The organism is Anaerotruncus sp. G3(2012) (assembly GCF_000403395.2).
Lineage (GTDB): Bacteria > Bacillota > Clostridia > Oscillospirales > Ruminococcaceae > Anaerotruncus.
In genome coordinates, this window is the sequence record NZ_KE159660.1 from 100,684 (window position 1) to 104,704 (window position 4,021).

Here is a 4,021-nt window from a genome sequence, read left to right on the forward strand (position 1 = left end):
ATGCCGCGCTTCGGGCCGCAGGCCCGAGAAGACCCGAGGAAGGCGCGAGCGCCTATCCGTTTGGTCTGGGGCCAAACGGATGCTGCCCTGGAACCCAAAACGCCGCGCACCTTTGAGGAAGGCGCAAGCGCCTATCCGTTTGGTCTGGGGCCAAACGGATGCTGCCCCGGAACCCAAAATGCTGCGCAGCCGCATTAGAAAAACCACCTTTGCGCCGCTTTATGCGTGCAGGGGTGGCTTTTTGGGCGAATGGTCCCTCAGCAGGGGCAGCCCGATTTTCCTTCCGGGGCGGGGAAAATAAGCTCTGAAAAAAGTGCTTTTTGCATTTTTTACCCGGGGATGCTTGAAAAATCCCCGCAAATATACTATTATCATTGATGTAAGAAAGGGGCCACGAAATGGCGATGCAGCTGGATCGGTTCCAGGGGCTTTCCTGCGAACTGAAAAAGATGAACAATGACCCGGTTTCCATGGGACAGGTAATCGACGTAAATGAGGACATTCTTCAGATTCAGGCACCATTTGACTTCCCTTCTGACCTTGAGTACGGCACCAAGCTCAAGATGATTGCCACCGAGCCGAACGGCAGCTTTTCGATGCTGGTCGGCCGTGTGGTCGAGGTGGAGGGGGCGCGCCTCTCCCTGCACGGCATCAACAATGTTAAGGAGTATACCAAGCGCCGGTTTTACCGGGTGGATACCACCATCAACGGGAAGGTTTACATGTCTGCCCCGGGGGGGGAGGGCAAACGGGAAGCGCTCCCGGTGGTGATCCGCAACATCAGCCTGAGCGGTATGCTTTTCCGCACCGACCGGATTTTTTCCGCCGAAACATCCGTCTGGCTCGACACCTCGTTCTTTTCCCGCGAGGGCGAGGACCTTCAGGCGGTGATCCTGCGCGGGCAGAAGTTCAACGACGGCATGGCCTATGGAGCCGATTTCGTCGACCTGCCCGACTGGCAGGAGGACCTGCTCTGCAATTTCATCTTCAGTATGCAGCGCAGGCGGGTGCGCACCAACTAGCGCCCCGCCGCAGGATCAGAAAGGAGCCTTTTGCAATGGCAATGCAACTGGATCAGCTGAACGGCCTTGCCTGCGAACTCAAACAGATGGATAACGCCCCGGTTTCGATCGGGCAGGTGGTCGCGGCCGAGGGGGAGGCCCTTCGGATTCAGGCGCCGTTCGATTTCCCGCCCGATCTCGCGGCGGGTACCAAGCTCAAGCTGACTGCTACCGCGCCGGACGGCAGTTTTTCGGTCCTGGCCGGCAATGTGGTCGAGGTGGGCGGGAGCCTCCTCACCCTGCATGGCATCAACAATGTCAAAGAATACGGCCAGCGGCGGTTTTTCCGGGTGGATGTCAACATCCCGGGGGAAATCCGCCAGGAGGGCCTGTTCGCCCGGCCGGACCCGATCCCGGTGGTAATCCGCAACCTCAGCGTGGGCGGCGTGCTCTTCCGCTCTGAAAAAATATTCCTCCCCGAAACCGCCATCCGGCTCGATACCTCGTTTTTTTCCGGGGATGGGGAGGAGCTGCACGCAGTGATCCTGCGCGGCCAGCGGCTGGACGGCGGCATGGCTTACGGCGCCGACTTCGCCGAAATGCCCGACTGGCTGGAGGATCAGCTCTCCAATTTCATCTTCAGCATGCAGCGCGGACGCGCCCACTGAATGGACGTTTGCGCAGGGAAGGATGGTTCAATATGGCAGATGCTTTCCCCGTCCGCGGCGACGGACGGCTCATCTTCGCGCTCGATATCGGCACCCGCAGCGTCATCGGCGTGGCGGGCAGGGTGGAAGGCCCGCTGCTCAAGGTTTTAAAGGTCGATGCGCAGGAGCACAGCGAACGCGCTGTGGTCGACGGGCAGATCGAAAACATCGAGCAGACCGCCCGCATTGCCGGGCAGGTCAAGGAACGGATGGAACAGGAGCTCGGCTTCCCGTTCAAAGACGTTTATGTCGCGGCGGCAGGAAGGGTGCTCAAGACCCGCCGCGCGGTTTGCGAGATCGAGCTGGACGACAAACAGCCTGTGGACCAGCGGCAGCTCTCCCGGCTGGAAAGCCGCGCCTTGCAGCAGGCGTATGAGGAGCTGCTCGGCGATTCGGATGGGGACCTGCTTTCCTATTACTGTGTCGGCCACTCGGTGATCCGCTATACGCTGGATGGCTACACCTTTTCCACCCTGCTCGGCCACCGCGGCCGCAAGGCCACTGTCGAGCTGATCGGCACCTTCCTCCCCGGCGAGGTGGTCGAAAGCCTGTACGCCACCATGTCAAAGATCGGGCTGAGCATTGCCAGCGTCACCCTCGAGCCGATCGCCGCGATCAATGCGGTCATCCCGCAGGAGCTGCGGCTGCTCAATGTCGCGCTGGTCGATGTGGGCGCCGGCACTTCGGATATCGCTATCGCCAACGGCGGCAGCGTCTGCGCCTATACGATGGCCACCGTCGCGGGCGACGAGATCACCGAAAGCGTGATGCGCACCTTGCTTGTGGACTTCCAGGTCGCCGAGGAGATCAAGCGGCAGGCCAGCGAGGGCCGGCAGACGATCACCTATTGCGACATCCTCGGGTTTGAAAACAGCATCCCCTGCGACGAGCTGCTGGAAAAGATACACCCCGCGGTCGAAGAGCTGGCCGGCGAGATCAGCCGCAGCATCCTCGACGCCAACGGCGGCCCGCCTATGGCAGTCTTTATGGTGGGCGGCGGCAGCCGCACCCCCGGCCTTTGCAGGCTGGTTGCCCAGGGGCTGGGCGTGGACGAGAAAAAAGTCGCCATCGGCGGCAACAACTATATGAAACGGATGGTGGATACCGAGCCGCAGTATGTCAGCGCCGAGTACGCCACCCCCATCGGCATTGCCATCACCGCTATGACCGCTTCCGGCAAGGAGGAGCTTTCGGTCGTGCTCAACGGCGAGCGGGTCCGGATGCTCGGCGCAGGCTCCTCCAATGTGCTCGAAGCCCTGCTGCGCGGCGGCTACCAGTACAGCCAGATCATGGGGCGGTCGGGCAGGAACGCCACCTTCGCGCTCGACGGGGAACGGCAGATCGTCCGCGGCGGTATGCCCACGCTTGCGGCCTTTGAGGTCAACGGCCGGCCCGCCAACATCACAACCCCGCTCCAGCCGGGCGATGAGATCAAGTTTACCCCCGCGGTCAACGGAGAGGACGCCGCACCGCTCCTGCGCGATATCCTCGGCGGCTGGGAAGCGTTCGAGGTCCTGCTCGACGGGGAACCCTGCCCGGCAGGCGTCAGCGCACTTTGCGGCGGGGAGGCGCTCACCGGCGACAGCGTGATCCACGATTCCGACGTCATCGAAACCTGCCGGGTATTCACCCTCGCGGACCTGTTCGAAACCCAGGGGATCATCCCCGACCTCGCGCTGCTGACTGTCAACGGGGAGCCGTGTGAGCATCCCGAAACCTACCGCCTCCGGCCGGGCGACGACATCCAGCTGCTCGGCGGGGCGACCTCCATCCCGGAGCCTGCCCCGGCGCACCGGCAGGTCCCGGTTGGACAGCCTGTCGCGCCCGAACCCGAACCCCCGGTGGCCCGGCGCGGCCCGGTGCAGATCATCCTGAACGGGGAGCCGTGTGAGCTCCCTCCGAAACCGGACGGGTCCCCGGTGCAGTTTTTCGATGTGCTCAATTTCGTCGAGATCGACCCGTCCAGGCCCCAGGGGGATCTCGTTGTCAGCCGCAACGGCCGCCCCGCTTCCTATATTGAACCGGTCCTCACCGGCGACCAGATCGAGGTCTATTGGAAAAGGTAGTCTTGCTTTTTTGTGCAGCTGCGCGGCACCTTGCCTTTTTAAGAGGTGTGCCGCGAGCGGCACCGGGATGCGGGGAATCCGCCCCCGCGCGGGGACTCTTTCTGTGCAGCGGTGCAGCACGTTACTTTATTTTAAGAGGTGTGCCGTAAGCGGCACAGGATGCCCGGTCCCGTCCGGGCGGACGGCTTGTTTTTTGCTTGTGCAAAAAGCAAGGTAAAAAGCACACATAAGGGGGAAGCCCCCTTAT

Annotated in this window: 3 protein-coding genes; all 3 read left to right on the forward strand. The window is 62.2% G+C overall.

What is annotated here, in order from left to right:
* Nucleotides 1-398: 398 nt before the first annotated feature.
* From C814_RS11085 to C814_RS11095, 3 genes are read left to right on the forward strand one after another with little or no spacing between them, the layout of a single operon-like run.
* Nucleotides 399-1,022, forward strand: a complete 624-nt coding sequence (locus C814_RS11085) for a PilZ domain-containing protein (RefSeq protein WP_016317924.1) — start codon at nt 399-401, stop codon at nt 1,020-1,022.
* A gap of 35 nt (nt 1,023-1,057) precedes the next feature.
* On the forward strand, nt 1,058-1,669 hold the full coding sequence (locus C814_RS11090) for a PilZ domain-containing protein (RefSeq protein WP_016317925.1): 612 nt from the start codon (nt 1,058-1,060) through the stop codon (nt 1,667-1,669).
* Between the two features lie 32 nt (nt 1,670-1,701).
* Nucleotides 1,702-3,774 carry a cell division protein FtsA gene (locus tag C814_RS11095; RefSeq protein WP_016317926.1) on the forward strand — a complete coding sequence of 691 codons (2,073 nt, stop codon included), beginning with the start codon at nt 1,702-1,704 and terminating at the stop codon, nt 3,772-3,774.
* Nucleotides 3,775-4,021: the final 247 nt, after the last annotated feature.

What these genes read in the sequence shown, in the direction of transcription:
- C814_RS11090 (WP_016317925.1), top strand. Translation starts at nt 1,058, where the DNA reads ATGGCAATGCAACTGGATCAGCTGAACGGCCTTGCCTGCGAACTCAAA.
- C814_RS11095 (WP_016317926.1), top strand. Translation starts at nt 1,702, where the DNA reads ATGGCAGATGCTTTCCCCGTCCGCGGCGACGGACGGCTCATCTTCGCG.
- C814_RS11085 (WP_016317924.1), top strand. Translation starts at nt 399, where the DNA reads ATGGCGATGCAGCTGGATCGGTTCCAGGGGCTTTCCTGCGAACTGAAA.